Source organism: Rhizobium sp. SVR5-2C, assembly GCF_056755115.1.
This window is the reverse complement of sequence record NZ_JBNDHT010000546.1, coordinates 1-241: the sequence shown is the minus strand read 5'-3', so window position 1 is coordinate 241 and position 241 is coordinate 1. Positions and strand designations below refer to the sequence as shown.

The following is a 241-nucleotide window of genomic DNA, read 5'->3' as shown; positions in this document are numbered from 1 at the left end:
ACGGCGAAAGGCATCCCGCCGCATATGCTGGTGATGACCTCCACCCCCATTCCGCGCACGCTGGTGCTTGCCCCCTTCTGCGACATGGATGTCTCGAAACCCACCGAGAAACCCGCGGGCCGCAAACCGATACAGACGATAACGGTTCCCAGCAAACGAACCGGCGAGATCGTGCAGCGGATGAAGAGTGCTCTCGCCGAAGGCAAGAAGGATTACCGGCTCTGCCCGCTGGTCGAGGAGT

Annotated in this window: 1 pseudogene; it reads left to right on the top strand. The window is 61.4% G+C overall.

Annotation, left to right across the window (positions count from 1 at the left end):
• A pseudogene (locus tag ACPYOI_RS36845) lies at nucleotides 1-241 on the top strand (ATP-dependent DNA helicase RecG); the annotation flags it as partial.